Origin of the sequence: Ensifer sp. NPDC090286, from assembly GCF_044769565.1 — a bacterium.
Taxonomy (GTDB): domain Bacteria; phylum Pseudomonadota; class Alphaproteobacteria; order Rhizobiales; family Rhizobiaceae; genus Ensifer.
In genome coordinates this window covers 887,928-914,027 of sequence record NZ_JBIVYF010000003.1, presented here as the reverse complement: position 1 = coordinate 914,027, position 26,100 = coordinate 887,928, and the positions used below count along the sequence as shown (strand labels likewise).

General features: G+C 63.7%; 29 protein-coding genes. 16 read left to right on the top strand and 13 right to left on the bottom strand.

The annotated features are described in order from the left end of the window. Positions 1-68 precede the first annotated feature (68 nt). From sigJ to epmA, 4 genes are all read right to left on the bottom strand, one after another. Complete coding sequence (gene sigJ / locus ACIQUG_RS19650) at positions 69-962, bottom strand: RNA polymerase sigma factor SigJ (protein WP_402323609.1); 894 nt, start codon at positions 960-962, stop codon at positions 69-71. Between the two features lies 1 nt (position 963). Next, positions 964-1,395 (bottom strand): carboxymuconolactone decarboxylase family protein, encoded by a 432-nt coding sequence (locus ACIQUG_RS19645; RefSeq protein ID WP_402323608.1) that lies wholly within the window; start codon positions 1,393-1,395, stop codon positions 964-966. A gap of 167 nt (positions 1,396-1,562) precedes the next feature. Next, the gene (locus tag ACIQUG_RS19640; RefSeq protein WP_402323607.1) at positions 1,563-2,615 is read right to left on the bottom strand and encodes a lysine-2,3-aminomutase-like protein; all 1,053 of its coding nucleotides are present in this window, start codon (positions 2,613-2,615) and stop codon (positions 1,563-1,565) included. After that, positions 2,612-3,664 carry an EF-P lysine aminoacylase EpmA gene (gene epmA / locus ACIQUG_RS19635; RefSeq protein WP_402323606.1) on the bottom strand — a complete coding sequence of 351 codons (1,053 nt, stop codon included), beginning with the start codon at positions 3,662-3,664 and terminating at the stop codon, positions 2,612-2,614. Before epmA ends, ACIQUG_RS19640 begins: the two co-directional genes overlap by 4 nt. Before the next feature lie 160 nt (positions 3,665-3,824). On the opposite strand from epmA, the gene efp reads away from it, so the two are divergent. Then, positions 3,825-4,394 carry an elongation factor P gene (gene efp, locus ACIQUG_RS19630; protein ID WP_043617128.1) on the top strand — a complete coding sequence of 190 codons (570 nt, stop codon included), beginning with the start codon at positions 3,825-3,827 and terminating at the stop codon, positions 4,392-4,394. Positions 4,395-4,554: 160 nt separating this feature from the next. After that, on the top strand, positions 4,555-5,796 hold the full coding sequence (locus ACIQUG_RS19625; RefSeq protein ID WP_402323605.1) for a class I SAM-dependent methyltransferase: 1,242 nt from the start codon (positions 4,555-4,557) through the stop codon (positions 5,794-5,796). On the opposite strand, the gene ACIQUG_RS19620 is transcribed toward ACIQUG_RS19625, so the two are convergent. After that, a complete protein-coding gene (locus ACIQUG_RS19620; protein WP_402323604.1) occupies positions 5,786-6,616 on the bottom strand; it encodes a lipo-like protein in 831 nt (276 codons plus the stop codon). The two genes, ACIQUG_RS19625 and ACIQUG_RS19620, sit on opposite strands and share 11 nt — an antisense overlap. A gap of 165 nt (positions 6,617-6,781) precedes the next feature. Here ACIQUG_RS19620 and mbfA point away from each other — a divergent pair, with 165 nt between their 5' ends. After that, complete coding sequence (mbfA, locus tag ACIQUG_RS19615) at positions 6,782-7,765, top strand: iron exporter MbfA (protein WP_402323603.1); 984 nt, start codon at positions 6,782-6,784, stop codon at positions 7,763-7,765. A gap of 71 nt (positions 7,766-7,836) precedes the next feature. Here mbfA and ACIQUG_RS19610 read toward each other — a convergent pair whose 3' ends face one another. Both ACIQUG_RS19610 and ACIQUG_RS19605 read right to left on the bottom strand, forming a co-directional pair. Then, complete coding sequence (locus ACIQUG_RS19610) at positions 7,837-8,457, bottom strand: transglutaminase-like cysteine peptidase (protein WP_043617116.1); 621 nt, start codon at positions 8,455-8,457, stop codon at positions 7,837-7,839. A gap of 288 nt (positions 8,458-8,745) precedes the next feature. Continuing rightward, entirely contained in the window at positions 8,746-9,549 is an 804-nt protein-coding gene (locus ACIQUG_RS19605) for an alpha/beta hydrolase (RefSeq protein WP_402323602.1), read from the bottom strand. A gap of 220 nt (positions 9,550-9,769) precedes the next feature. Between ACIQUG_RS19605 and infC the strand changes: the two genes are divergently transcribed. The 10 genes from infC to pheT all read left to right on the top strand — a co-directional run bounded on the left by infC (position 9,770) and on the right by pheT (position 19,155). Continuing rightward, a complete protein-coding gene (gene infC / locus ACIQUG_RS19600; RefSeq protein ID WP_043617110.1) occupies positions 9,770-10,306 on the top strand; it encodes a translation initiation factor IF-3 in 537 nt (178 codons plus the stop codon). 166 nt (positions 10,307-10,472) lie between these two features. After that, complete coding sequence (locus tag ACIQUG_RS19595) at positions 10,473-10,985, top strand: hypothetical protein (RefSeq protein ID WP_402323601.1); 513 nt, start codon at positions 10,473-10,475, stop codon at positions 10,983-10,985. A 279-nt stretch (positions 10,986-11,264) separates the two neighbouring features. After that, a complete protein-coding gene (locus ACIQUG_RS19590) occupies positions 11,265-11,735 on the top strand; it encodes a PepSY domain-containing protein (protein ID WP_402323600.1) in 471 nt (156 codons plus the stop codon). A gap of 9 nt (positions 11,736-11,744) precedes the next feature. Further along, positions 11,745-12,410, top strand: coding sequence for a response regulator transcription factor (locus tag ACIQUG_RS19585; protein WP_402323599.1), 666 nt, complete (start codon positions 11,745-11,747; stop codon positions 12,408-12,410). Then, a complete protein-coding gene (locus tag ACIQUG_RS19580; protein WP_402323598.1) occupies positions 12,407-13,774 on the top strand; it encodes a sensor histidine kinase in 1,368 nt (455 codons plus the stop codon). Before ACIQUG_RS19585 ends, ACIQUG_RS19580 begins: the two co-directional genes overlap by 4 nt. 219 nt (positions 13,775-13,993) lie before the next feature. Continuing rightward, positions 13,994-14,197, top strand: coding sequence for a 50S ribosomal protein L35 (rpmI, locus tag ACIQUG_RS19575; protein WP_043617095.1), 204 nt, complete (start codon positions 13,994-13,996; stop codon positions 14,195-14,197). Positions 14,198-14,236: 39 nt separating this feature from the next. Further along, positions 14,237-14,641: a 50S ribosomal protein L20 gene (gene rplT, locus ACIQUG_RS19570; protein ID WP_043617092.1), complete on the top strand. Its 405-nt coding sequence runs from the start codon at positions 14,237-14,239 to the stop codon at positions 14,639-14,641. Positions 14,642-14,786: 145 nt separating this feature from the next. Further along, the gene (locus ACIQUG_RS19565) at positions 14,787-15,560 is read left to right on the top strand and encodes a serine/threonine protein phosphatase (protein WP_402323597.1); all 774 of its coding nucleotides are present in this window, start codon (positions 14,787-14,789) and stop codon (positions 15,558-15,560) included. Positions 15,561-15,612: 52 nt separating this feature from the next. Then, positions 15,613-16,695 (top strand): phenylalanine--tRNA ligase subunit alpha, encoded by a 1,083-nt coding sequence (gene pheS, locus ACIQUG_RS19560; RefSeq protein WP_192448129.1) that lies wholly within the window; start codon positions 15,613-15,615, stop codon positions 16,693-16,695. A gap of 33 nt (positions 16,696-16,728) precedes the next feature. Beyond that, the gene (gene pheT, locus ACIQUG_RS19555) at positions 16,729-19,155 is read left to right on the top strand and encodes a phenylalanine--tRNA ligase subunit beta (RefSeq protein ID WP_402323596.1); all 2,427 of its coding nucleotides are present in this window, start codon (positions 16,729-16,731) and stop codon (positions 19,153-19,155) included. Between the two features lie 60 nt (positions 19,156-19,215). On the opposite strand, the gene ACIQUG_RS19550 is transcribed toward pheT, so the two are convergent. The 3 genes from ACIQUG_RS19550 to ACIQUG_RS19540 form a co-directional block, all read right to left on the bottom strand. Continuing rightward, positions 19,216-19,614, bottom strand: coding sequence for a VOC family protein (locus ACIQUG_RS19550; protein WP_402323595.1), 399 nt, complete (start codon positions 19,612-19,614; stop codon positions 19,216-19,218). Further along, on the bottom strand, positions 19,611-19,973 hold the full coding sequence (locus ACIQUG_RS19545) for a nuclear transport factor 2 family protein (RefSeq protein WP_034804642.1): 363 nt from the start codon (positions 19,971-19,973) through the stop codon (positions 19,611-19,613). Before ACIQUG_RS19545 ends, ACIQUG_RS19550 begins: the two co-directional genes overlap by 4 nt. Before the next feature lie 101 nt (positions 19,974-20,074). Next, a complete protein-coding gene (locus ACIQUG_RS19540; protein ID WP_402323594.1) occupies positions 20,075-21,070 on the bottom strand; it encodes an aldo/keto reductase in 996 nt (331 codons plus the stop codon). 252 nt (positions 21,071-21,322) lie between these two features. Here ACIQUG_RS19540 and ACIQUG_RS19535 point away from each other — a divergent pair, with 252 nt between their 5' ends. Together ACIQUG_RS19535 and ACIQUG_RS19530 are read left to right on the top strand one after the other, a co-directional pair. Further along, positions 21,323-22,213: a LysR family transcriptional regulator gene (locus ACIQUG_RS19535; RefSeq protein ID WP_402323593.1), complete on the top strand. Its 891-nt coding sequence runs from the start codon at positions 21,323-21,325 to the stop codon at positions 22,211-22,213. 79 nt (positions 22,214-22,292) lie between these two features. Further along, on the top strand, positions 22,293-22,928 hold the full coding sequence (locus ACIQUG_RS19530; RefSeq protein WP_402323592.1) for a hypothetical protein: 636 nt from the start codon (positions 22,293-22,295) through the stop codon (positions 22,926-22,928). Here the strand turns inward: ACIQUG_RS19530 and ACIQUG_RS19525 are convergent. Both ACIQUG_RS19525 and ACIQUG_RS19520 read right to left on the bottom strand, forming a co-directional pair. Beyond that, positions 22,880-23,353 carry a GNAT family N-acetyltransferase gene (locus ACIQUG_RS19525; RefSeq protein ID WP_402323591.1) on the bottom strand — a complete coding sequence of 158 codons (474 nt, stop codon included), beginning with the start codon at positions 23,351-23,353 and terminating at the stop codon, positions 22,880-22,882. The two genes, ACIQUG_RS19530 and ACIQUG_RS19525, sit on opposite strands and share 49 nt — an antisense overlap. A gap of 19 nt (positions 23,354-23,372) precedes the next feature. Continuing rightward, complete coding sequence (locus ACIQUG_RS19520; protein WP_402323590.1) at positions 23,373-24,323, bottom strand: aldo/keto reductase; 951 nt, start codon at positions 24,321-24,323, stop codon at positions 23,373-23,375. Positions 24,324-24,522: 199 nt separating this feature from the next. Between ACIQUG_RS19520 and ACIQUG_RS19515 the strand changes: the two genes are divergently transcribed. After that, positions 24,523-25,509, top strand: a complete 987-nt coding sequence (locus ACIQUG_RS19515; RefSeq protein WP_402323589.1) for a Gfo/Idh/MocA family protein — start codon at positions 24,523-24,525, stop codon at positions 25,507-25,509. 66 nt (positions 25,510-25,575) lie between these two features. On the opposite strand, the gene ACIQUG_RS19510 is transcribed toward ACIQUG_RS19515, so the two are convergent. Continuing rightward, positions 25,576-26,031: a hypothetical protein gene (locus tag ACIQUG_RS19510; RefSeq protein WP_402323588.1), complete on the bottom strand. Its 456-nt coding sequence runs from the start codon at positions 26,029-26,031 to the stop codon at positions 25,576-25,578. Positions 26,032-26,100 lie beyond the last annotated feature (69 nt).

Sequence of the window (26,100 nt, the reverse complement as noted above, 5' to 3'; positions counted from 1 at the left end):
TCGCCGAAAACGTGCGACCGGCTTCGCCGGTGGGGAGGATCACGTTTGCAAAGGCGAAGCCGCCAGTATCAGTGGAGCGCAGCCTCGCCGAAACGCGTGAGCTTTTCCGGGTTGCGCATGATGAAGATGTCGTTGACGTTTCCGTCGCCGTCATAGCCGAAGGCGACGGTTGCCGCGATCTCGTTTTTCGTTTCGTCCCGAAGCACGATGCCGCGGCCGCCATTGATGTCGCCGATTTCCCAAACGTAATGCGACCAGTATTCGGTAAGCCGGTCGACGATGAAGGCGAGCACCGTTTCCTTGCCGGCGAGCACGCCGAGCACGGTCGCCACCTTGCCGCCGCCGTCGGCCGTCAGCTTCACATCGGCCGAAAGCAGGGCCGAGAGCCCGGTGACATTGCCGCCGTGGATTGCGCTATGGAAAGCGGAAAGCAGTTCGTCCTGGCGTTCGCGCGGGGTCTGGTGCCGCGCCTTTTCGAGCCCGATGTTGGTCTTGGCGCGCGACACCAGCTTGCGCGCGGCGGTTTCCTGCATGTCGAGCGTTTCGGCCACTTCGTCATAGGGCTGGCCGAAGATCTCGTGCAGCAGGTAGGCGGCGCGCTCCTTCGGCGTCAGCCGTTCGAGCATCAAAAGGAACGCGGTGGTGAGCGAGGAGGTCAGCGTCAGCTTCTCCTCGGCATTGTCGTCGCTCGCCGTATGGATCGGCTCGGGCAACCATGCGCCGACATAGTCGACGCGCTTGCGGTGAGCCGCTTTCAGGAGGTCGAGGCAGCGGCGGGTGCAGGCCGTCGTCAGCCATGCCGCCGGCGTGTCGATCGATGCCCGGTCGACCTCCTGCCATTTCAGGAACGTGTCCTGCACCGCATCTTCCGCATCGGCACGCGAGCCGAGAATGCGGTAGGCAAGACCGAGGAGGCGCGGGCGCGCCTCCTCGAAGATCTGCATGTGCTGCCGGTCGTTCATATCAGTGCCTCGAAATCTGGATGCGGTTCCAAAGGTTGATCATCGCCACCGTCGCGGTGATGACGCTGATCTCCTTTTCGCTGAAATGCTGGCGCAGTTCGGCGCGAAGCGGCGCAAAGTCGGTGCGCGGCTCCAGTTCGGTCAGTGCCTCGGTCCAGGCAAGGGCTGCCTTCTCACGCGGGGTGAAATCACTGACCTGGTCCCAGACGATGATGCGGTCGAGCCGCTCGTTGCTCTCGCCCTCGGCGCGGGATTCCTTGGTGTGCATCTTCACGCAGAAGCCGCAACGGTTGATCTGCGAGGCGCGCAGCTGCACCAGATTGTGGATCGTGCGGTCGAGCCCGTGCAGGTCCATGGTCTTGTGCACGTCGGCGAGCGCGCCGAGCACATCGGAGATTTCCTGTTCATAGCGGACGGCTTTGGTATCGGCCATGGTCTCAACTCCATCGTTGTCGTGTTGCTTATGACCAATTGACGATCGACGCCGGACAGCTGTGACGTGGGCTCGATGATTTTTCTCGCAGGACGCGAAGAAAAATGCATGAGCTGATTATTTTGAAGAAGTTTCAATAATTTGAGAGTCGCGATTTCTCGCGGTCATCAGGCTTTCGGTGGATAGCTGTGCTCGCCGCCGCGAAAATCCGTGACCGTGTAACAGCCGCCGCCCTCGGCCGCGATCGAGGCGGCGCTGATCACCGCCTTGCCGTGCCCGCCGGGAATGTCGAGGATGTAGGTCGGCTGGCAGAGGCCGGAGACCCGGCCGCGCAAGGCGGCGACCAGCGCCTGGCCTTCCTCGATCGTCAGGCGGAAATGGCTGGTGCCGGGCGCGAGGTCCGGGTGGTGCAGGTAGTAGGGCTTGATCCGCGTTTCGACGAAGGCGCGCATCAGGCCGGCAAGCACCTCGGCATCGTCGTTGACGCCCTTCAAGAGCACCGACTGGCTGACCATGACGATGCCGGCATCGATCAGTCGGGCAGAGGCGGCACGCGCCTCGTCCGTCAGTTCGCGCGGGTGGTTGGCATGCAGCGCCACATAGGTCGCCTTGCCGCTGGCTTTGAGTGCCGCGATCAGGTCGGCGTCGATGCGCGCCGGCTCGACCACCGGAACGCGGGTGTGGAAACGGACGATCTTCACATGCGGGATCGGCTTCAGCCGTTCCATGAGTTCGGTGAGCCGGCGCGGCGACAACACCAGCGGATCGCCGCCGGTGAGGATCACTTCCCAGATTTCCTCGTGGCTTGCGATGTATGCGATCGCGGCGTCGAGTTCGGCCGGCGTCAGCGTGCCGAGACCCTGCGGCCCGACCATCTCGCGGCGGAAGCAAAAACGGCAATAGACCGGGCAGACATGCACGGCCTTCAGAAGCACCCGGTCCGGATAGCGGTGAACGATGCCGGTGACGGGGCTGTGCGGCTTGTCGCCGATCGGGTCCTCGCGCTCTTCAGGCAGCAGCGTCAGTTCGGCCGCGTCGGGCACGAACTGGCGGGCAATCGGGTCATTGGGGTCGTTGGGATCGATGAGACCGGCAATTGCAGGGCTGATCGCGACGGCGTAACGCTCGGCAACAGCAGCAACCGCCGCCTCCTTGGCTTCGTCGATGAGGCCGGCATCGACGAGTTCGCGCGCAGTCTTGATCGGGCGGTGCACGTTCACGCTCGTGTCTCCGCCACCGGCGCCCAGAGCACCTGGTCGATGCGCGACGCCCCGGTTGCGAGCATCACCAGCCGGTCGAAGCCGAGCGCAATGCCGCTTGCCTCGGGCATGATCGCAAGTGCGGCCAGAAAATCCTCGTCGAGCGGATAGGTCTCGCCATAGACGCGGGCCTTTTCGACCATTTCCATCTCGAAGCGCCGGCGCTGCTCGGCCGCGTCGGTCAGCTCGCCGAAGGCATTCGCAAGTTCGACGCCGCAGGCATAGAGCTCGAAGCGTTCGGCAACGCGACGGTCGCGCGCAGCCGGACGCGCCAGCGCCGCTTCCGCCATCGGGTATTCGTCGAGGATCGTCGCGCGGCCGAAGCCGAGATGCGGCTCGACCTTTTCGACGAGCACGCGGCTGAAGAGGTCGGCCCAGGTGTCGTCATGGGCGACCCGAAGACCGGCCGCGGCCATCGCTGCGGCAAGGGTTTCGCGGTCGGTTTCGCCGTTGGCGGCAATCGAGGCCAGCAGGTCGATGCCGGCAAAACGCCCGAAGGCGTCCGCCACGCTGAGGCGCTCTGGCGCGGCAAAGGGATCGCAGGCCTGCCCCTGGAAAACGAACTGCTTCGTGCCGGTCGTTTCCGCCGCAAGCGCCAAGATCTCGGCGCTGTCGCGCATCAAGGCCTCATAGCTTTCACCAGTGCGGTACCATTCGAGCATGGTGAATTCGGGGTGGTGCAGCGGTCCGCGCTCGCGGTTGCGGTAGACATGGGCGAAACAGGCGATGCGCTGTTCGCCGGCCGCCAGCAGCTTCTTGCAGGCAAATTCCGGCGAGGTGTGCAGATAGAGCGGATGGCCGGAGCCGTCGTGGTTGAGCGCTTCTGTGGCGAAGGCATGCAAATGTGCCTCGTTGCCGGGCGAGACCTGCAGCGTTGCCGTGTCGACCTCGATGAAATCGCGTGTCTCGAAGAACCGGCGCAATGCCGATTGGATCCGGTTGCGGCCGAGAAGAAACGGGCGCCGGTCGGCATGGACATCGGGTGTCCACCAGGGTGAGGCATGCGACATGGTCGGTTCAGTCCAGGCTTTCTTCGCGCAGATGCCGGCTCAGGCTGGCTATTTGCACGAAATTAGGGTAGTGGCGGCGCGAAATCCTTATTTTCGCGTCCTTCAGGGCCAGTGTTTCCGGCCCACGGTGTCGCGCATACCTCTGTTACAAGGAAGACTAATGGTCAAGGTCATCGCTTCATCTGTCCGTAAGGGCAACGTACTCGACGTCGACGGCAAGCTCTATGTCGTGCTTACCGCCCAGAACTTCCACCCGGGCAAGGGCACGCCGGTCACCCAGGTCGACATGCGCCGCATTTCCGACGGCGTGAAGGTCTCCGAACGCTACCGCACGACCGAACAGGTCGAGCGCGCCTTCGTCGAAGACCGCGAGCACACCTTCCTTTACGAAGACGCCGAAGGCTTCCACTTCATGAACCCGGAAAGCTATGACCAGCTGGTCATGAGCACGGACGATATCGGCGACCTCAAGGCCTACCTGCAGGAAGGCATGGCTGTCATTCTTTCGATCCACGAAGGCCTGGCGATCGCCATCGACCTGCCGCGCCACGTGACGCTCGAAATCACCGAGACCGAGCCGGTCGTCAAGGGCCAGACGGCTTCGTCGTCCTACAAGCCGGCGGTTCTGTCGAACGGCGTTCGCACGCTCGTTCCGCCGCACATCCAGGCCGGCACCCGCGTCGTCATCGCGACGGAAGACGGTTCCTACGTCGAGCGCGCCAAGGACTGAGGCATCGACCAGGTCAATTTGGACGGGGACGGCAGCGAAGGTTGCCGTCCCCGTTTTCGTTTCCAGTAGGTTGCGTGAGCAACCAGAAATTTAAGGGGCGCATTTCGAAAAACGGGTGCTAGGATGCGGCGCCGATACGACATGTCACGAGAGGGCCTGCATGTTCCCATTGTCGCATATGATGAAGTCGTTCATTCGCAAGGGTCGCCTGACGGTGATCGATGCCGATGGCAAGAGGCACGTTTATTCCGGGACGCCCGGGCCGGAAGTGACGATGCGTCTCACCGACAAGAAGCTCTATCGCAGCCTCGTCTTCAATGCGGAACTGGCCGCCGGCGAAGCCTATATGGACGGCACCATGCGCTTCGAGGAGGGCTCCACCCTCCGGGATTTCCTGACGCTGTTTTCGATCAACCGCCTGTCGCTCGGCTCCTACCCGATCCAGAAGTTGCTGCGCGCGGTAAAGATGCGCTTCCGCAAGCGCCAGCAGGCCAACCCCAAGGGCAAGGCACAGCAGAACGTCGCGCATCACTACGATCTCGGCAACGAGTTCTACAAGCTGTTCCTCGACGAGAACATGCTCTACTCCTGCGCCTACTTCCGCGAGCCGAACGAGACGCTCGAGACGGCGCAGCGCAACAAGCTGAGGTTGCTTGCCTCCAAGCTTTGCCTGGAGCCCGGCATGAAGGTGCTCGATATCGGCTGCGGCTGGGGCGACCTTGCGATGTATCTCGCGCAGCTCGCCGATGTTCAGGTGCTCGGCGTGACGCTTTCCAAGGAGCAGCAGGCGCTTGCCACCGAACGGGCGCGCAAGGCTGGCCTTTCGGACCGGGTGCGCTTCGAGCTCAAGGACTATCGCGATGTGCAGGGGCCGTTCGACCGCATCGTCTCGGTCGGCATGTTCGAACATGTCGGCGTGCATCACTATGACGAGTTCTTCAAGAAGCTGAACGCGCTGATGCCGGACGACGGCCTGGCGGTGCTGCATTCGATCGGCCACATGAGCCCGCCCGGCATGGCAAGCTCCTGGCTTCGCAAGTACATTTTCCCCGGCGCCTATTCGCCGGCACTGTCGGAGGTCTTCGAGGTCGTCGAGCGCAACAGCCTCTGGGTTTCCGATCTCGAATTCCTGCGGGTGCACTATGCAACGACGCTTGCTCATTGGGGCGCGCGCTTCGAGGCGAACCGCGACAAGGTGATCGCCCTTTACGACGAGCGCTTTGCTCGCATGTGGGAGTTCTATCTGATCAGTGCCGAGATGATGTTCCGCACCGGCAGCCAGCTCGTCTTCCACATGCAGCTGTCGCGCTCCCGCGATGCGGCGCCGATCGTGCGCGACTATATCACCGATCGTCAGCGCGATTACATGGCCCGCGAACAGGCGCTCGCCCTCAACCTTTGAACGGGTGTTCTTCGTCGTTGTGCCAACGCAGCCGCTTGTAGTCGAAGCCGAACTCCAGCGTCGGCTTGACGATCGCAAAGAACGGCGAGAGGTCGAAATCCCTGGGCGTGTAGAGCGAGTGATGCCGGATATGCAGGATCTCTTCGCGTGAATAGGTCGAGGTTGCGGCCGCCCGTCCGGGCGCGCGGGTAACCTCCGGCAGGATCGGATAGCGGATCTGCTCGAAGGCGGCCGCAATCAGCGTCGAGCAGATCGCCCGCGTCGGATCGCCGGAACCGAAGGCCAGCAGCCGTCGCCGCCAGCGCACCGGAACCGGCGGTGTCGGCAGGAAGTAGCGCAGCATGTCCAAAATGTTCTTCAGGTCGTATTTCAACCCGAGCCTCGAGATCATGAAGCCGACGAGGGCCGTGCGATCATCCGGCGTCAGCGCGATTGGCCGGCAGATGCGGGTGTTGAACGAGGCGTATTTCTTCAACGGCACGGCGACGCAGCCCTCGCCGATGTTGACCTCGATCAGCTGCGGCCGCTCGATGACCGGCAATGTCGCCTGATCGAGCGTCAGCGGCATCTGGTCGCCGGCAAAGAAGGCGGCATGCGACCAGGTCGATTGCGTCAGGTACTTGATCGCCGCCGAAACCTTCTGGTTGCCCTCGATCAAGAGAATGTCGCCCGGGCGCAGCGTGCGCGCCAGCGTTTCCTGATCGGATGGCGTGTAGGGTTCGTAGCCGGATGTCTGCGCCTGCAGGCGCGCGGCGATCCTGGCGCCGAGACGATCCAACACTGTGTCTTTGCTTTCGGAAAGCGGATAGATGGTCCTCATCGAGGCGATCGCTCCGGGGAAGGGAATGAGATTCGCGGGTGGCCGGCATCGTGGCCGAGCCGCGACACTCTGTCGAGAGATTGTCGCATGATTGCATGGCTTTGGCCTTGACGGGGTGATCCCGCATTTCTATTTTAGAATTATTCTAAAGAAGGTTTCCTCCCGATGTTTTCCCGTCTCTTCTCCCGTTCCAAACGCCCGTTTTTGTCCTTGAGCGAACAGGAAATCCTGGCGCTCGCGATCTCCTCCGAAGAGGACGACGGGCGCATTTATCTCGCCTATGCTGATGCGCTTCGGGCGCAATACCCCCACTCGGCAAAAGTGTTCGAGGAGATGGCGGAGGAGGAAAGCCACCACAGGCAATGGTTGATCGATCTGCACGTTCAGCGTTTCGGCAATCGCATCCCGCTGATCCGGCGCGAGCATGTGCGCGACTTCCCCGAGCGCAAGCCCGACTGGCTGATTGCCGAAATGCCGATCGAAAAGGCGCGCGAGGAAGCCGAAGCGATGGAGGAGGCGGCGCACCGCTTTTATGTCGAGGCCGCGACCAGAACCCAAGATGCCGCCACCCGCAAGCTGCTCGGCGATCTCGCGATTGCCGAAAAGTCGCATGAATCGCTGGCCCGTCGGCTTGGCGAACAGCATACGCCCGAGGACGTGCGCGCCGAGGAGGACCAGACTGCGCGCCGCCAGTTCATTCTCACTTACGTTCAGCCCGGGCTCGCCGGCCTGATGGACGGCTCGGTGTCGACGCTGGCCCCGATCTTCGCCGCCGCCTTTGCGACCCAGGACACCTGGCAGACCTTCCTGGTCGGTCTCTCGGCCTCTGTCGGCGCCGGCATCTCCATGGGCTTCACCGAAGCCGCCCATGATGACGGCAAGCTTTCCGGTCGCGGCTCGCCGATCAAGCGCGGCCTCGCCTCCGGCATCATGACCGCGCTTGGCGGTCTCGGCCATGCGCTGCCCTATCTGATCCCGCACTTCTGGACGGCGACCGCGACGGCGGCCGTGATCGTCTTCGTCGAGCTTTGGGCGATCGCCTTCATCCAGAACCGCTACATGGAAACGCCGTTCCTCAGGGCCGCTTTCCAAGTGGTGCTCGGCGGTGGCCTGGTGCTGGCGGCCGGCATCCTGATCGGCAACGCCTGACGGCGCGCGGCAGATACGAAAAAGGGCCGGTTCGACCGGCCCTTTTTGAAACTCTTCGTGTTGCCTTGAAGTCAGTTGCCGACCGAGCCGACGAGGACTTCTGCGCCGTTCTGGATGGTGACCCAGCGGCCGCTGTGGTTCGACGCCTGGCGCTTCAGGTAGCGGTAGGGCGTATGGGTCCAGAGCTTGACGCCGTTTTCGAGGTTGTCGAGGATGAAGTCGCCCTGCGCGGTGCGAACGGTCAGAACCGCATGGCCTTCGCCGTCGGGCTTGCGCACCACGGTGATCAACAGGTCGCTCGCCGAGAAGCCCTTGCTCATCAGGCGCTTGCGCTTTTCGAGTACGAAGTCTTCGCAGTCGCCAGCGCCATCCGGATAGGACCAGACTTCGTCCCGGCCGTGCAGTTCCAGGTCGGTCATCGGCGTGATCTCGCGGTTGACGGTCGCGTTCACCTGCCGGATCGTTGCCCAGCCGCGTTCGGTCACGCGCGCAGCGACGGTTCCCTTGGAGCGTACGTTGCACTCGCTCTTGTACTTCTGGCAGAATTCGTAGTGGCCGATCGGCTGCGAGGTCGCCGAGCCAGTCTGCATCCAGGGAGACGATCCCGCCTGTGCGGGGATTGCCGTGTTTGCTGAAATGAAAAGTGCGCAGAACGCCGCGATACTTCCCTTAACTCCAGTCCAAGACGCCATACAAGTCCCCTGCGGCGCGGTATGCCGGACGCTCTTTGTCCAGACGCATTCGCGCAATCCTGAGTTGAAGGCAGCTTGTTTAGGTTCGTCCCCGGCGCTGCTCTAATCGTTAATAAAGAGTTAATAACGTCGGGACTGCAGAGTCAATCTCCGGAATCGGGACATCGGAGTTTATGGTTAAAACCGGAACTGGACGCACGCGAACCGTTGCGCCGCAGGGGATCTGCGGCGCAGGAGCGGTTTTGTCCCTGGGTTCCGGTCGAAAGGAAGGGATACTCCGGCGACGGCTCAGGCGAGCATGGTGCCGATCGCCTGTTTCATTTTAGCAATGTCTTCTTCGCGCGAGAGGCGATGATCGCCATCGCGAATGAGCGTCATGACGACGTCGTCGGCGGGCAGGTGCTCCATCAGCCGCAGGGCGTGGGTATAGGGCACGTCGGGGTCGCGCATGCCCTGCAGGATGTGCACCGGGCAGCCGGTCGAGATCGTGCCGTCGAGCACCCGGTTCTTTCGCCCGTCCTCGATCAGCGCGCGGGTAAAGATGTTCGGCTCGGGGCTGTATTCGGAAGGCTCTTCGAAATAGCCGCGTTCGGAGAGCGAGGCCCGCTCCGCATCCGTCAGGTTGGGCTCGATCAGTTCGGCGGTAAAGTCGGGTGCCGGCGCGATCAGCACGAGACCGGCGACCCGGTTTCCGTCGCCCCGACGCCGGAGTTCCTGGATGACCCGCAAGGCAATCCAGCAACCCATCGACGAGCCGATCAGCACCACGCGTCCGGGTGCCGCCTCGTCGATGACGGCGAGGCTTTCTTCGAGCCACCGCGAGATCGTGCCGTCGGCGAAGGCGCCGCCGGAGGCGCCATGGCCGGAATAGTCGAAGCGCACGCAGTCAGCGCCTCGCTCCATCGCATATTGCTCGACCTCGACCGCCTTGGTGCCGGTCATGTCCGAGCGGTAGCCGCCGAGCCAGACCAGCGTCGGCTGCCCGTCCGTCGGCTTGTCGGCATGCCGTACACGCATCGCGATCCTGCGTCCGGCCTCCGCTGCGCCGACCTCGATGAAGCTGATTTCCGTCTCGGCTGGCGTGTTCTGCATGCAAATTCTCTCCAAAGGCCGGTTTCGTTGGCGATTTTCCTTCTAAAACAGATTCGTCTTGCTATCGACAGGTGGTGATTTTCCTTGCAAGCCGTGCTATTGACTCTCCCGTCGCAATTCACACATAGCCGTCGGTGACAGATTCAGGCGCTTCGTTTGGGATCGCGCCGGCGAACGAATTAAACAACATTTTTCGAAATAGCTCGAGGAGAGTACGACCATTCGCAGACCGTTCAAAGCGGACGCCCCCGTCAAGGAGGGGCCGCGCTCAAACAAGGAAATCCGGGTGCCCCGGGTTCAGCTTATCGACGCCGAAGGCCAGAACATCGGCGCCGTTCCGATCGACCAGGCGCTCCGCATGGCGGAGGAAGCCGGTCTTGATCTGGTAGAAATCGCACCGAACTCCGAACCGCCGGTGTGCAAGATCCTGGATCTGGGCAAGCTGAAATACGCCAACCAGAAGAAGGCGGCTGAAGCGCGCAAGAAGCAGAAGATCGTCGAAATCAAAGAAATCAAGATGCGCCCGAACATCGACACGCATGACTATGACGTGAAGATGAAGGCAATGAACCGGTTCTTCGAGGACGGCGACAAGGTCAAGGTCACGCTGAAGTTCCGCGGCCGCGAAATGGCGCACCAGGAACTGGGCATGAAGCTTCTGCTGCAGGTCAAGGACGACACCCAGGCGATCGCCAAGGTGGAAGCCGAGCCGAAGCTCGAAGGCCGCCAGATGATGATGGTTCTCGCGCCGCGCTAAGCGCTGCCGCCCATCCGTCGACATGACGAAAGCCGCCTCCGGGCGGCTTTTTTCGTTGTGCGACCCTTCCGGCTTTGCTGACAGAATGCTGACAGTCGCCCTCAGCGAGCTGTCAGGCATCCCGTGCCATTCTCTCCGCATCAAATCGGGAGAAGGAGCCGAGATCATGAATTCAGTGCTGCGAAAGGCCTTGCTCGTTTCTACGGTCGGTATCTGCGGCCTCGTATCGGCGCCGATCGGCGCCTCGCTCGTTGCCACCGGTCCATCGCATCCTTTCTCGACCATGGCGTTCGCCGACGATGACGACAACGACAACGACGACCGCGGTGGTGGCGACGACGACCGCGACGATCGGGGCCGTGATCGCGACGATGACGATGATGATGATCGCGGTCCCGGACATCGTGACGATGACGATGATGACGACCGCTTTGACGACATTGACGACGACTTCGACGATGCCCGGGATGATCATGAGATCGAGCTGCGGGTGACCGATGAAAATCTCCGCGGCCTGCGCAATGGCTCGCTGGTTGCCGTCGACAATCTCGGCCGGGTGCTCGAGGTCGAGGTGGAATACGAACGCGGCGTTCGCGTCGTGACGGTCGAGCCGCACGACAGCGACATCCGCCGCAATCCGGGACCGATCGGTAGCGTCTCCATCCGTCCGGCATTCTGATCCGGTCACGATTTGCCCGGCGCATTAGCCCCACACCATGCGCCGGAGCAATGGTCGGCCGTCACCAGCCCGCCCGGCGGTCCGACCCGGCAAGCGTATGCCCCCTGTGCCCGAGACGGCATTGGGGGCATGCGCGTCGCTGGCGTTCTCGCCAAGGCTGGCATAGGCTCGCCCCGAACGATGTCCGCGGCGTCGCGGTAGAGAAACCACCTGGCGGGCGCATCCGCAACGCATGTGGAAGGAACCGAAGCTGAGGAGCAGTTGCGACAGGATGAAGCCATGGCGATGACACGACGAGACCTGATCGCGCTCTTCTGCTGCTCGCTCCTGCTTTCGCTCGCGCCGCAGCCTGGCGGCATCGCGGCCTTGGCCAAGGATGACGACGATGATGATGACGGCGGCTCGCATGGCGGCGGCGGCCACGGCAACGACGACGATGGCGATGATGATGACGACGAAGACGAAGACGATGATGACGACGAAGACCTCGGGCCGGATGGCGCCGGCGGTGCCCGGCGGAGCGATCAGGAGCGGGCGCGCGACGGCGTCGAAAAGGGCGATATCCTGCCGCTGAAGGAGGTTCTGCAGCTGGTCGACGAAGACAGATACGGCCGGGTCATCGCGGTCGATCTCAAGCGATCCGGCGGCAGCGAGATCTACCGGCTCCGCACCCGCGACCGGCAGGGCACGATCCGCAACCTGCGCATCAATGCTCGAACCGGCAAGTTCGTGAACATTTTCGGGTTCTAGAGGAGCGTCATGCGGATTCTTCTGGCGGAGGACGATCCCAATATTGCAGCCCACGTGGCAAGCCGGCTGGAGGCGGAAGGTTATGGCGTCGATACGCTTTCCCATGGCCCGGATGTCTGGGAGCAGGGAGAGAGCGGCAACTACGCCCTGGTCATCCTCGATCTCGGTCTACCGGGCATGGACGGGCTGTCGATTCTGAAGCGCTGGCGGCAGGCGGGGCTGGAGACGCCGGTTCTGGTGCTGACGGCGCGCGGCTCCTGGATGGAGCGCGTCGACGGTTTCGATGCCGGGGCGGACGATTACCTGCCGAAACCCTTCCGCGCCGAGGAGCTCCTGGCGCGGCTGCGCGCGCTCTTGCGGCGCGCCGGTCCGCGTGTGACATCGGTGCGTGCTGCCGGGCGCTTCACCCTCGACGATGCCGGGCGCCGGGTGACCTTCGACGGGCAGCCGCTCGACCTCAGCCCGCTCGAATACCGCATGCTCGCCCTGTTCGTGGAGCGTAAGGGCCAGGTTGTCACGCCGCTCGAGCTGGCAAGCCACGTGCAGGGCCGCGACGACGATGCCGCCAAGAATGCGGTGGAAGCGATGATTGCCCGCCTGCGCAAGAAGACCGAGAGCGGCGCGATCGAAACGCGGCGCGGGTTTGGCTATGTGCTGCCGGACGTTGGCGCATGATCCGCTCGTTGCGGCTGAGGCTGGCAATCGGCGCATCGGTCGCCATCTGCCTGGTTCTGCTGGTGGTCTGGCTGTCTTTGAGCCGGCTTTTCACCGACTACGTTGCCGGACGCTACCGCGCCGAAATGGCAACGCTTGTCGACACCGTTGCCGCCCAGGTGCGGGTGCGCAACGGTGAATTGGTGCTGCCGCGCGCGCCGGCCGATCCACGCCTGAGCCTGCCGGCCGGCGGCCGCTACTGGCAGCTCGACCGCGACGGCGGCACGCCGCTGCGTTCACGCTCCCTCTGGGACACGGTGATCGATGCCGATCGCCCGTCGGCGCCGCACCACCTGGGCTTCCTCGAAGCGGAGGGGCCGGACGGTGCACCGATCCTCGTCTACCGCCAGGCCCTGACGCTCGGCGAGGGCGCGGATGCCAAGCGGTTCGCCGTCACGGCCGGCTTTGCGCGCGGCGAACTCGATGACGCCTTGTCCACTTTTCACGGTCGCATCCGGCTGATGCTGCTGGCGACGGCGGCCGTGCTTGCCGGTGCCGCATTCCTGCAGGGTGCGCTCGGCCTTCTGCCGCTGGTGCGGCTGCGGGAGCGGGCCGCTCGCGTCCGCTCCGGCGAGGAGAAGGACTTTGGTCTGGCTGGCCCGAGCGAGGTGCAGCCGCTCGTCAGTGAAATCAATCTTCTGCTTGCGGAGCGCGCGACGGCGTTGGCGCAGGCCCGGGCGCGCGCCAGCGATCTTGCCCACGGGCTGAAGACGCCGCTGACGGTGCTGGCGCAACTTGCCGAAGGCCTGCCGAAACAGCAGCGCGACATCGCCCTCGAACAGGTCGACCTCGTGCGCCAGCGCGCCGACCGCCAGCTTCAGGCGGCCCGCATGGGCGTCGAGCGCATGGCAACGACCTCGATCGCCGACCTCGGCAACAAGCTGGTCAGCGTCTTGCGTCCCGTGACCGCCGAGCGCGACGTTGCCTGGGAGGTCGATATCGATCCGTCGATTTCGATCGACGTCGATCCGGCCGACCTTGCCGAATGTCTCGGCAATCTGCTCGACAATGCCGCCAAATGGGCGCGGGCGCGCATCCGGCTTTCGGCGGGGATGATCGACGGGCGGGTGCGGATCGCCGTCGGTGACGATGGGCCGGGCATTGCGGAGGGCGATCGCGCGCAGGCAATGCGCCGCGGGAGCCACAGTGCCGATGCAGCGCCGGGCCACGCTTCCGGCAATGGCCTCGGACTGGCGATCAGCGCCGATATAGCGGAGGCCTATGGCGCGGCCATGTCGCTCGGGCAATCGGCGTTGGGTGGTCTTGAGGTCGCGCTGATCTTCGACGTCGGCGGTGGCAGCCGCCGCCCGCGTGATCCGGCCTGAGGCGCAACACGCCGTCGCAAAATGGCGGAATGTGCCGGCGTTGAAGGCATCGGATCGCCGCTTGCAGCCTGTGTCTTCGATTCCCCAGTTGCGCTTTTCGGGATGTGCGGTTATAAGCCCCCGTCCGAACGGTCCGGCAGGGCATGCCGTGGCCGTTCTTAACGCTGGAAATGGACCTCGTCTGTCCGTTTCGATTCTTAAGAACAATGGAGTAGCAAAATGCCCAAGATGAAGACGAAATCGTCTGCCAAGAAGCGGTTCAAGATCACCGCCACCGGCAAGGTTCGTGCTGCAGCTGCTGGCAAGCGCCACGGCATGATCAAGCGTACCAATAAGTTCATCCGCGACGCGCGTGGAACGATGATCCTCGCTGAGCCCGATGGCAAGAAGGTCGTCAAGAACTACCTGCCGAACGGTCTCTAAGACTTTCAGGCATATTGGACACGTTAAGGAGATCATGACATGGCACGTGTAAAACGCGGCGTAACCGCCCACGCCAAGCACAAGAAGACGCTCAAGGCAGCCAAGGGCTTCTACGGCCGTCGCAAGAACACCATCCGCGCCGCCAAGGCAGCGGTTGACCGTTCGAAGCAGTACGCTTACCGCGACCGCAAGGTTAACAAGCGCAACTTCCGCGCTCTCTGGATCCAGCGTATCAACGCTGCCGTCCGCGAATTCGGCCTGACCTACGGCCGCTTCATCGACGGCCTGAACAAGGCTGGCATCGAAGTCGACCGCAAGGTTCTGTCCGACATGGCTATCCATGAGCCGGCAGCATTCGGCGCCCTCGTCGAAGCTTCCAAGAAGGCGCTCGCCTACCTCAAGGAAGCCGGTACGGAAAACGAGTTTGAAAGCGCTGTTCGTTAAGCCAGCGTTTTCCCAAAATCGTTTTTGAAATTAGTTGGGAAACCCGCGCTGGCAGGGCTGGCGCGGGTTTTTCTTGTTTTACGGGACGAAAGTGTACCACGATCGAAGGGGACCATGCGCGGTCCCGGAGCTTGATGACGACGATATGACGTCTCTGCTGGCAGCGCTTGCAGCCGGCCGGGAGCGCGTTGAGCGCTGCGAGCTCAAGGATCGTATGGTCTGGATCAAGCGCTATCGTCGCCAGGGCCCCCGTCTTTGGCTGCGCACGCAAGCCTTCATCGCCCGGATCTGTGGCCTTCCCGTGCTGCTGCCTTCCCCGCTTCTCGACGTCGAGGGCATGATCGAGCGCGAAGTTCGCCAGATCGCGACCTTCTCCGAGGCCGGTTTCATGACGCCCGAGGTCGTCTATCGCGGACCGAAGGTGCTGGTTCTCTCCCATCTCGGCCTGCCGGTCAGCAAGCATATGGGGCCGCTGCGCAACAGTGACGCCGACGCCCACGATCAGCTGCTGGTGCGCTGCGCTGCGGAACTCGGGCGCCTGCACCGCGCTGGCCTCTGCCACGGACGCCCGCATCCGCGCGATTTCATCATCGACAACGGCGAATTCGGCTTCCTCGATTTCGAGGAAGTGCCTGCGAGCGTCATGCCGCTGGCGATCGCCCAGGCGCGCGACCTCTGGCTGCTGTTTTTGCAGGTGGCGAGCCGGGCCCTTCTGCCGGAGACCCCGGCAGTGGCCTTTGCCGCCTGGAAGTCCGCCGCTCCGGCGGAAGCCAGCAGGGCGCTCACCGAAATCATGCCGCTCTTCATCCGCTTCCTGCCGCTGGCGCGCTTCCTCCTGCGCTTCCGCAAGGGCAACGATATCATCCGTTTCATCGCTGCGACGGACTATCTGGCGGGTGCGACGCGATCACATTCCTGAAGACAAGAACCGATATAGAACCGAACCCATTCCCGCATCGAGGCAGGACAGAATGAGCGAACTGGAAACACTGGAACGGACACTCCTGGCGGACATCGACGCCGCCGGCGACGAAGGATCGATCGAGGCGGTGCGCGTCAACGCACTCGGCAAGAAGGGCTCGATCTCCGAGCTGCTGAAGACGCTCGGCACCATGACGCCCGAGGAGCGCCAGACCCGCGGCGCGCAGATCAATGCGCTGAAGAACACGGTCGCCGAAGCGATCGCCGCCCGCAAGTCGGCGCTCAAGGACCAGGCGATCGCCGAGCGCCTGGCGCGCGAGACCGTCGACATCAGCCTGCCGGTGCGCTCGTCGCCGGCCGAGCGTGGCCGCATTCACCCGATCAGCCAGATCGTCGACGAGATCACCGCGATCTTCGGTGACATGGGCTTCTCGATCGCCGAAGGGCCGGACATCGAAACCGACTACTACAACTTCACGGCACTGAACTTCCCCGAGGGCCACCCGGCCCGCGAGATGCACGACACCTTCTTCTTCAACCCGGATGAGAAGGGCGAGCGCAAGGTGCTGCGCACGCACACCTCGCCGGTGCAGATCCGCACCATGGAAGCGCAGAAGCCGCCGATCCGCATCATCATTCCCGGCAAGACCTACCGGCAGGATTCCGACGCGACCCATTCGCCGATGTTCCATCAGGTCGAAGGCCTGGTGATCGACAAGGCGGCGAATGTCGCCAACATGCGCTGGGTGCTCGAAGAATTCTGCAAGGCCTTCTTCGAGGTTGACCAGGTGACGATGCGCTTCCGTCCGTCGTTCTTCCCCTTCACCGAGCCGTCTTTCGAGGTCGACATCCAGTGCGACCGTTCCGGACCGATCGTCAAGTTCGGCGAAGGCACCGACTGGATGGAGATCCTCGGCTGCGGCATGGTGCACCCGAACGTGCTGCGCTCCGGCGGGCTCGACCCGGACGAGTACCAGGGTTTCGCCTGGGGCATGGGCCTCGACCGTATCGCCATGCTGAAATACGGCATGCCGGACCTGCGTGACTTCTTCAACGCCGACGTCCGCTGGATGACCCATTATGGCTTCCGCCCGCTGGACATGCCGACGCTGTTCGGCGGTCTCTCGGCCTGATCGCGCGCAGATATTTAGGACACAGGTGAAATCATGAAATTCACGCTTTCCTGGCTCAAGGACCACCTTGAAACCGACGCTTCGCTGGAAGAGATCTGCGCGCGCCTGACGATGATCGGGCTCGAAGTGGAAGACGTCGACGACAAGGCCGCCTTCAAGCCCTTCGTCATCGCCAAGGTCGTTTCGGCCGAGCAGCATCCGAACGCCGACAAGCTGCGCGTGCTGATGGTCGACACCGGCGCCGGTGCTCCGATCCAGGTCGTCTGCGGCGCACCGAATGCGCGCGCCGGTCTCGTCGGCGCTTTTGCAGCCCCCGGCACCTACGTGCCCGGCATCGACGTGACGCTCGCCGTCGGCACCATCCGTGGCGTCGAAAGCCGCGGCATGATGTGCTCGGAAAAGGAACTGCAGATCTCCGAGGATCACAACGGCATCATCGACCTTCCCGCCGATGCGCCCGTCGGCACGAGCTACGCGACTTACGCCGGTCTCGACGATCCGATGATCGAGATCAACCTGACGCCGAACCGGCCGGACTGCACCAGCGTCTACGGCATTGCCCGTGACCTCGCCGCCTCCGGCCTCGGCACCTTGAAGGCGCGCAACGTGCCGACCTTCAAGGTGGAAGGCGACACGCCCACCAGGCTGACGCTCGACCTCGGCGAAGACAAGCATCTCTGCCCGGGCTTTTCGCTGCGCCTGGTGCGCGGCGTCAAGAACGGCCCGTCGCCGAAGTGGATGCAGCAGCGTCTGCTGGCGATTGGCCTGCGTCCGATCAACGCGCTGGTCGACATCACCAACTACATGACCTTCGACCAGGGTCGCCCGATGCACGTCTTCGACGCCGCCAAGGTCAAGGGCAACCTGACCGTCCGTCGCGCCAAGGACGGCGAGACGGTGCTTGCGCTCGACCAGCGCGAATACAAACTCGGCCCCAACAACGTGGTTATCGCCGACGAAAAGGCGATCGAGTCGATCGGCGGCGTCATGGGCGGCGAACATTCCGGCTGCGACGAGAACACCACCGACGTCCTGATCGAATCGGCGCTCTGGGACCCGATGAACATCGCCAAGACCGGCCGCACGCTCGGCATCATCACCGATGCGCGCTACCGCTTCGAACGCGGCGTCGATCCGGAATACATGGTGCCCGGTCTCGAGCGCACCACCGAGTTGGTGCTCGAACTCTGCGGCGGCACGGCAGCCAAGGCCGAAGTCGTCGGCTATGCCGGTCATGAGCCGAAGATCGTCGACTTCCCGGTCTCCGAAGTGAAGCGCCTGACCGGCCTTGAGGTTTCCTCCGAGGAAAGCGTCTCGATCCTGAAGAAGCTCGGCTTCGGCGTCGAAGGTTCCGGCGATCGCTTCAAGGTCTCGGTTCCGTCCTGGCGCCCGGATGTCGATGGCAAGGCCGATCTCGTCGAAGAGGTCATGCGCATTCACGGCGTCGACAACATTGTTGCCGCCCCGCTGCCGAGCCATGGCACCGTCAACGGCAAGATTCTGACGACGCTGCAGATCCGCACGCGCCTTGCCAAGCGCGCGCTTGCAAGCCGCGGCATGCTCGAAGCGGTCACCTGGTCGTTCGTCTCCGAGGAACAGGCCAAGCTCTTCGGTGGTGGCTCGGCTGCCCTGAAGCTCGCGAACCCGATTGCCTCCGACATGTCGGACATGCGTCCCTCGCTGCTGCCAGGCCTTTTGACCGCCGCCCAGCGCAATGCCGACAAGGGTTTCGGCGACGTCGCAATCTTCGAAGTCTCCGGCACCTATGAAGGCGATACGGCGGACGCGCAGCGCCGCGTTGCGGGCGGCATTCGTCGCGGCACGGCTTCCTTGAACGGAGCAGGCCGTCTGTGGTCGAACGCCGCCAAGGGCGGCGGCAAGCCGGTCGACGTCTTCGACGCCAAGGCCGACGCCATTGCGGTGCTCGAAGCCTGCGGCGTGCCGATGGGCAACGTCCAGTTCGAACCGGGCGGTCCCGCCTGGTACCATCCTGGCCGCTCCGGCACGATCAAGCTCGGCCCGAAGATCGTTCTCGGTACCTTCGGCGAGTTCCATCCGAAGACGCTCGAAGCGCTCGACGTCTCGGGTGCGCTTGCAGGCTTCGAGATCTATGTCGACGCCATGCCCGAGCCGAAGAAGAAGGCGACCCGCACCAAGCCGGCGCTCGACCTCTCGCCGTTCCAGGCGGTCAAACGCGACTTCGCCTTCGTCGTCGACAAGACGGTGGAAGCCGGCGCCATCCTGCGTGCCGCTTCCGGTGCCGACCGCAAGCTGGTGACCGGCGTCAGCGTCTTCGACGTCTTTGAGGGCGCATCGCTCGGCGAAGGCAAGAAGTCGATCGCCATCGAGGTGACCATCCAGCCGGTCGAGCGCACGCTCACCGACGAGGACTTCGAGGCGCTCACCGCCAAGATCGTCGCCAATGTGACGAAGACGACCGGCGGCGTTCTGCGCGCCTGACCCGATCGATACGACTGAACGAAAAAGGCCGCTGCACCGCAGCGGCCTTTTTGTTGAACCCTATTGCGCGCGCTGCATCAGCTCGATGCGGTTGCCGAAGGGGTCGTTGACATAACATCTGCGGTAGCCGGCAAGCGGTTCGTCCTTAGCGATCGTCACGCCGCCGGCTTCGAGCCGGAGGATCATGCGTTCGAGACCGTCGACCAGGAAGGCCGGATGGGCCTTGCGCGCCGGCACGAAATCCCGGTCGATGCCGAGATGCAGGCGGATGCTGCCCTGCGCGAACCAGCAACCACCACGGCCAAGCAGATTTGCGGGCTTGGCGACCTCCGTCAGCCCCAGCAGCCCGCCGTAAAAGCCGCGCGCCAAGTCTTCGCCGCCTTCCGGTATCGCAAGCTGCACATGCTCGATGGCAAGCAGCCGGCCGGTCGACGTGGCCTGGGGTCCGCCGTCCGTCATTGCGCGTGCAGGTGATAGATCTTGTTGACGATCAGCCAGCGGCCGTCGATCTTCACCAGCGACAGGTAATCGGAGAAGCGCTCTCCGGCGAAGCTGTCGATGACTTTCACCGTGGCGGCGTCGCCGGTAATGTCGATCATCTGCACGTCCATTTCCGGCTGTGTTCCGGGCGGTGCCGCGCCGGTGTCGAGGATCGCCTTGATGAAGCCGTCACGCGTCATCCATTCGAGTGCCCCCTGGTAGTTGCCGATGATCGCAGCATCCGGATGGAACGCCTTGCGCAGCGCCCCCTCGTTGGCAAATGCCATGCCGTCGACATAGAGGTGCACCACTGCACTGATCGCCTGTTCGTCGGACATCCCCGCTCCTCCTGATCTTTTGACCGTCGATCGAGAGGTAGGGCACCCGGCGGGAATTTCGATGGGTGATCTCCTCGCGCCGGTGGCGCGAGGAGAAGGTGTCAGCGGTTGGTGAGCGCCAGCGACGCATCCGTGTAGCGCTTGCCGGCGACCAGGGCCGGAGAGAGTGCGTCGGCGAGCCGGCTCGATTCTTCGGCCGTGAGCGTGATGTCCGCAGCAGCGGCGTTCTGTTCCAGATGCTCGAGCTTGCGGGCGCCGGGGATCGGCACGATGAAGTCGCCCTGGTTGATCACCCAGGCAAGAGCCAGTTGGGCGGCGGTGACACCCTTTTCCTCGGCCAGCGCCTGCAGCGTTTCGACCTGCCGGACGTTGGCCTCGAGGTTCTCCGCCTGGAACCGCGGCAGCGAGCGGCGGAAGTCGTCGGCTTCCAGATCCTCGGCCTTACGGATCGCGCCGGTCAGCATGCCGCGTCCAAGCGGGCTGTAGGGCACGAAGCCGATGCCGAGCTCGCGGCAGGTGGCAAGCACGTCTTCTTCCGGATCGCGCGACCAGAGCGAATACTCGCTCTGCACCGCGGCGATCGGGTGAACCCTGTGGGCGCGGCGGATGGTGGCGGCACTCGCTTCCGAGAGCCCGAGCGCCCGCACCTTGCCCTCGCGCACCAGCTCGGCCATGGCGCCGACGGTGTCCTCGATCGGCACCTCAGGATCGACGCGGTGCTGGTAGTAGAGATCGATGACATCGGTGCCGAGCCGCTTGAGCGAGGCCTCCGCCACCGCCTTTGCCTGTTCCGGCCGGCCGTCGACGCCCCTGATCGCCTGGACGCTCGGCACGTCGGTATCGATGCGGAAGCCGAACTTGGTGGCGATGACCACCTTGTCGCGCATCGGGCCGAGCGCCTTGCCGACGAGCTTTTCGTTCTCGAACGGGCCGTAGACTTCGGCCGTGTCGAAGAAGGTGATACCGAGATCGACGGCGCGCTGTAGCGTGCGGATCGATTCCGCTTCGTCGGCGGCGCCATAGGCAAAACTCATGCCCATGCATCCAAGGCCGATGGTGGAGACGGTAAGGTCACTTCCGAGTTTGCGGGTCTTCATGTCTGATCCTGTCTGGCTGCCATGCGTCGGAGGTAGCGCGCTGGGAGCGCACGTCTATCGTCCGAGGCATGAATGGGTGGGTGGGTGAAAACCGCCGTTACGCCCTCCTATGGCGGCACGACGGGTTCCTCTGTGTCATGGCCAAACGCACTCCGCGCGTCGTTCGAGCCTGGCAACACGTGAAGAATAGGCCCCGGCGAGGCGACTGAAAATCGCTGTCAATTCTCACGGGCTGTTCTATCATTTCGATCAATGAACAGAACACAGCTCTCCCAACTCGCGGTATTGGCCGCCGTCGCCGCCCATGGCAGTTTTCGTGGCGCCGCGCGCGAACTGGGTGTCGCACCGTCGGCCGTCAGCCACGCCGTCGGCAGCCTCGAGGCGAGCCTCGGCATTCGCCTGCTGGCCCGAACCACCCGCAGCGTCGCGCCGACGGAGGAGGGCCGCCGGCTGCTCGAACGGCTGGCGCCGGCGCTCGATGAGATCGCCCATGCGCTGGAAGCGGCGTCGGACGCCCGCGAACGCCCGGCCGGCAATCTGCGCATAACCGCGCCGCGTTTTGCCGCAGACCTCATCCTTGCGCCCAGGCTCGGCGCCTTCCTGGACCGCTATCCCGAGATTGTGCTCGAAATCGCCAACGAGGACGGATTCACCGATATCGTCCAGGAAGGTTTCGATGCCGGCATCAGGCTCGGCGAGAGCCTGGAGGCCGACATGATCGCGGTGAAGGTCGGGCCGGAGCTCGAAAGCGCCGTCGTCGCGTCGCCCGAATACTTCCAACGCTACGGCCGGCCGCAGCATCCGCGCGACCTCGCGCAGCATCGCTGCATCCGCCGGCGCTTCTCCAACGGCACGCTCTATCGCTGGGAATTCGAGAAGGCTGGCGAGGAACTGACGGTGTCGGTCGAGGGACCGCTGATCCTTGGCGAAGACCGGCCGATCATCAAGGCGACAATGGGCGGCGCCGGCCTTGCCTATCTCTTCCTGTCGCGCGTCGAGACCGCGATTGCCGAAGGCAAGCTGGAGCGCGTCATGGCGGACTGGTGCGCACCCTATGCCGGTCCGTATCTCTACTATCCGAGCCGCCGGCAGATGCGGCCGGCACTGCGCGCCTTCATCGATTTCTTCCGGCACAGCGGATAGCCGCGGCGCGAAATCGGGTGGCGCGACAGACCCGGATCTGGAATGCCATTGGTTTCGTGTCTTGATGAGAGGAAGGCCCATGAAGAAGCCCGGTTCGATGAAGGGCCTTGAAGATCTCGGCCGGGTGCGGCTTTCCCGAAACTTCTTCTTCCGCGACTTCCTGCATTCGGAGATTGCCGATTTCTACCGCATCCCGAACATTCCCGATGATCCGGATCTGGCGATCGAGGCCGGTCGTCGTTTGTGCGAAGAGTTGCTGGAGCCGCTGGAGGCGACCTTCGGTCGTCTCGTCATCCGCTCCGGCTACCGCAACCGCGCCGTCAACGGCTTCGGCAATGCCAACGGGCTGAACTGCTCGACCAATGCGGCCTCGGCCGCAGATCACATCTGGGACATGCGCGATGCAGACGGATGCATCGGCGCCACCGCCTGTATCGTCATCCCCTGGGTCTGGGACCGGCGCGGCGAGATCGGCGGCTGGCAGTCGATCGCCTGGTGGATCCACGACCATCTGCCCTATGCCTCGCTCTGTTTCTTCCCGAAGCTTTGGGCTTTCAACATCCAATGGCACGAGCGGCCGGCGCGCAGGATCATGAGCTTCGTCGAGCCGCGCGGTGTCTTGACCAAGGCCGGTATGGCGAACCAGGGCGGCCGCCATGCCGAGGCCTATCCGGGGTTTCCGGATTTGAGGACCGCGCCGATATTGACCTTGTAGCGCACATGCTCGTCGGTGCCGGAGTAGCGGTCATAGAGCCGCCGCGCCGTTGCATTGTCGGCCTCGGTGTACCAGTAGAGCCGGTCCCAGCCCTTATCCTGGCAATGCGCGATCAGATCGTCGATCATCGCCCGCGCCACGCCCTGGCCGCGTGCGTCAGGATCGACATAGAGATCCTCGATGTAGCAGATCGGATGGCGAAAGAAGGTGGCGAGTTGCTCCTGGCAGATCGCAAAGCCGACCACCTGCCCGTCGAGGATCGCCAGCCGCGCAAAGAGCGGCGCGACGGGATCGATCAACCGGTTCCAGGTGCCGTCGATGATGTCTTCGGCGAGTTCGCTGCCGGAAAAGGCGACATAGCCGGCCCAGAGGCGGCGCCAGTCCGCCTCGTCGCCGCCTGTCGCGGCGCGTATCGTCAATGCCATTGTGTTGTTTTTGCTCCCGTCATTCACCGACGTCGTTGAGTTTTCGCACCGCCTCGTCCGGCAACCTGAGTTCGGCGGACCGAATGAGGCTCTGCAATTGCGCAAGGCTGGTGGCGCTGGCGATGGGGGCCGTGACGCCCTTGCGCGTGCGGATCCAGGCAAGGGCGATTTCCGCCTGGGTCGCTCCGGTGTCGGCCGAGATGTCGTCGAGCACGCCGAGGATGCGCATGCCGCGTCCGTCGAGATATTTCTCGACGCCGCTGCCGCGCACCGAGCCTTCGAGGTCCTTGTGGGTGCGGTACTTTCCTGAAAGGAAGCCCCGCGCCAACCCGAAATAGCTGATGACGCCGATCTCCTCGGCGATGCAGAGGTCGCGCAGCGGCCCTTCGAAGGCATCGCGGTCGTAGAGATTATATTCCGGCTGCAGCACCTGATAGCGGGGCAGGCCCTGGTTGGCGGACACGTCGAGCGCCTCGCGCAGTTGCAGCGAGTTCAGGTTGGAGGCGCCGATCGCCCGCACCTTGCCTTCGGACAGAAGCTGGTCGTAGGCCGCAAGCGTCTCCTCGTAGGGTGTTTCCGGATCCGGCCAGTGCGAGAGATAGAGGTCGATATGGTCGGTCTGCAGGCGTTTCAGCGAATCCTCGACCGCTTTAAGGATCCACCGGCGCGAAAGTCCCTTGCGGTCGGGGCCGAGTTCGGAGCCGACCTTGGTGACGATGACCGCCTTGTCGCGCGACCGGCCCGACTGTTTCAGCCACTTGCCGATGATTGTTTCGGACTCGCCGCCCTGATTGCCGGGCGCCCAGGAAGAATAGACATCGGCAGTGTCGATGGCGTTGAACCCGGCATCGAAAAAGGCGTCGAGCAGCGCGAAAGAGGTCTTCTCGTCGGCGGTCCAGCCGAAGACATTGCCGCCGAAGACGAGGGGCGCGATTGTCAGGTCGGTGCGGCCAAGTCTCAGTTTTTCCATGGTTTCGCTCCATTGGACTGGATGAAGGCATGTTGCGATCGGGAGGATTGCGAGGGAAAGATAGGGCAGAAAAGCTGACATTGTCACCCGCCTTTCGCCAATTTTCTGCACGGTGCCCTTCTTCGCCAAACCGCGCTCTGCCGCTTGCTAGGTACGTACCTCGGCGCTAGTCTCTGCCGCCAAATCAGGGAGCCTTGTCATGTTACGTTTCGGAATTCTGTCCACGGCCAGGATCGGCCGCGACCTCGTCGTGCCGGCCATTCAGGACGCGGAGAACGCCGTCGTTTCGGCTGTTGCCAGCCGCGACTTCGCCAAGGCCCGGGCCATGGCCGATCGCTTCTCCGCGCCGCATGCCTTCGGTTCCTACGAAGAGATGCTGGCCTCCGACGTCATCGATGCGGTCTATATTCCGCTGCCGACGGCGCAGCATGTGGAGTGGTCGGTCAAGGCCGCCAATGCCGGCAAGCATGTGCTTTGCGAAAAGCCGATTGCGCTGCGTGCCTCCGAGATCGACCAGCTCATCGCCGCGCGTGACCGCAACGGCGTCGTGATCGCCGAAGCCTTCATGGTCACCTACAGTCCGGTCTGGCGAAAGGTCCGCTCGCTGATCGCCGAGGGCGCGATCGGCCGGCTGCGCCACGTCCAGGGTGCCTTCACCTATTTCAACCGCGACCCCAACAACATGCGCAATATCCCGGCGCTCGGCGGCGGCGGCCTGCCGGATATCGGCGTCTACCCCACGATCACCACCCGCTTCGTCACGGCCAAGGAGCCGGCGCGCGTTCAGGCAAGCACCGATCGCGATCCGGAATTCGGCACGGATATCTATTCGAGCGTGCGCGCCGATTTCGGTGATTTCGAGCTGAGTTTCTATATCTCCACCCAGTTGGCGGCCCGCCAGGTCATGGTCTTCCATGGCGACAAGGGCTTTATCGAGGTGAAGTCGCCCTTCAACGCTGACCGCTACGGCCGCGAGGAAGTGGAACTGACGAACCAGAACCACGCCCAGTCCCAGCTCTTCCGCTTCCAGGACGCGCGCCAGTACAAGCTCCAGGCGGAGGCTTTCGCTCGCGCCGCCAGGGGCGAGGACGAGGAAGTGGTGACGCTGGAAAACTCCCGCCTCAATCAGAAATTCATCGACGCGATCTACCGCGCCAGTGCCAAGGACGGTTGGGAGACCATCTGATCGACGGCAAGGGCCCGCCGGTCTTGCCGGCAGGCCCTTGCCTCTTCATCTCCTGCGATCATCCGGTCAGGCAAGCGCTGCCTGTTCTCGTGCGAGACCCCGCAGCTTGAAGATCAGAAAGTCGGCGACCGTGATCAGGCCGATGGCGATGAAGCCGATACCTGCGACAGTGAGCAACGGATAGGCCGCGACCAGCAGCGCGACGCTTGCCACCTGCCAGAGGATGTCGCCGGCGATGCTGACGCGTGCTGCCGAAGCGACCGGCCCGCCGTTGCGCGCCGCGGCGAGGTGAAAGATCCCCCAGAAGACCAGCCCGACGCCGAGCATCTTCATCATCGTCGCCGTTGCGGCAGGGCTGAAGAGCGAAGCAAGCGGGGCGGCAAACAGGATCAACACGGCGCCGACGGCAAGAGAGTAGACGCCGTCGGCAAGGAAGGTCTTGTTGAGCAGGCTGCGGTTCGAGAGGTTCATCGTCGGCTCCATCGGTTTGTCGATGGCCGCAGACTGCCGGTTCGGTGTCATTAAACCAATTACCTCTGAGGTAATGGATTTTACGTCCGCCGCGCGCCACTCTCCGGCAGAACGGAGAAT